Source organism: Flavobacterium zhairuonense (assembly GCF_004352915.1).
Lineage (GTDB): Bacteria > Bacteroidota > Bacteroidia > Flavobacteriales > Flavobacteriaceae > Flavobacterium > Flavobacterium zhairuonense.
This window is the reverse complement of sequence record NZ_SJSY01000042.1, coordinates 1-1,582: the sequence shown is the minus strand read 5'-3', so window position 1 is coordinate 1,582 and position 1,582 is coordinate 1. Positions and strand designations below refer to the sequence as shown.

General features: G+C 45.0%; 1 protein-coding gene. It reads left to right on the top strand.

The genetic code is table 11. From position 1 onward, the window contains the following. On the top strand, positions 1 to 1,582 hold a 1,582-nt coding region (locus EYY60_RS22180; RefSeq protein ID WP_162847816.1), incomplete at both ends, for a hypothetical protein.

Below are 1,582 nucleotides of genomic sequence, written 5' to 3'. Positions count from 1 at the left end.
CACGGCAGACCAGGTGCTGAACCTGACTGTGACTCCAAAACCTGCAGATGTGGTGACGAATGCAACAATCTGTTCAGGAGAGACTTATAAATGGGCAGTAAACAATACAGTTTACAGCACAACCCAAAGCGGAACGAGAATCCCAAACAACGGCTGTACTGCAGACCAGGTGCTGAACCTGACTGTGACTCCAAAACCTGCAAAAATAATCACCATGACAACAATCTGCTCTGGCGATACTTATACATGGTCTGCAAATTCAACAGCCTACACGGCATCGGGGACTTATCCGATTCTGAACAACGGCTGTACGGCTGATCAGGAACTGCAATTGACGGTGACTACTGTTGCAAGCCCAATAGTTGGTTTAATTACACAACCTACTTGTTCATCAGCGACGGCTAGTGTTGAATTAAGCGGTTTGCCAGCAGGAAATTGGACTATCAACCCAGGGAATATAACAGGAAATACTGCGACAACTATAATTACTGGTTTAATAGCAGGTAACACTTATAATTATAAGGTGACTGATAATTTAGGTTGCGAATCAGTGGCTTCTTCTGACGTTAAAATCTTAAATTATATTTGTGCGGAGAACGATACCCCATCTACAATAAATGGAGCCGCAGGAGGGACTATTTCAACTGTTTTTGTTAATGATAAAATAAATGGATCTTTATTTTTACCAACAGATATTACTGTGTCAACGGGTTCGCTTCCAACAGGAATCGTATTTAATTCTGACGGAACAATTACGGTTGCACCTAATACAAGTGCGGGAACACATTTAATTACCTATACTATTTGTATGACTGCAAATACTAGTGTTTGTGATTCTGCAACAGTAGAGATAGTAATTGAAAGGCCGATAATAGATGCAGTGACCGAAACAACGACGGCAATCAACAGCAATGCAGGAGGCACGACAATCTCTTTGACTGCCAATGATACGCTTGAGGGAACCCCGGTTACAGTTGGAACAGGTGCAGGAGAAGTGAGCTTCACGCTTATTAGCACGCTTCCTGCAGGATTAACAATCAACGCAGACAAGACAATCACAGTAGCTCCTGGCACAGCCTCAGGAAGCTATGAAGTGGAATACACGATCTGCGATAATGACCATGCGCTGAACTGCGATACAGTGAAGAGCTATATCCAAGTTGTGGGAGATGTTTTGGTAGCCAATGCAGACAATCCTGCTTCGGTTACACAGTCAACAACAGCTCAGACAATCATCACAGTTACGGACAATGACACCAGAAACGGACAGCCGTTGACGGCATCTGAAGTAAAAATAACGACAACCGTTGCAGATCCTTCAGGATATTTAGTTTTAGATCCGATGACTGGAACAGTAACGCTTGGCGCGAATGCTCCGGCAAGAACTTACACTCTGACGTATTCGATCTGCGACAAGGCCAATGCATCGAACTGCTCGACAGCGACTGTGAGCCTGACGGTAAATGCTCCGGTTGTGATCCCTGTGATCGATGCAGTGACCGAAACAACGACGGCCATCAACAGCAATGCAGGAGGCACGACAGCATCCCTGACTGCCAATGACACGCTGAACGGAACACCG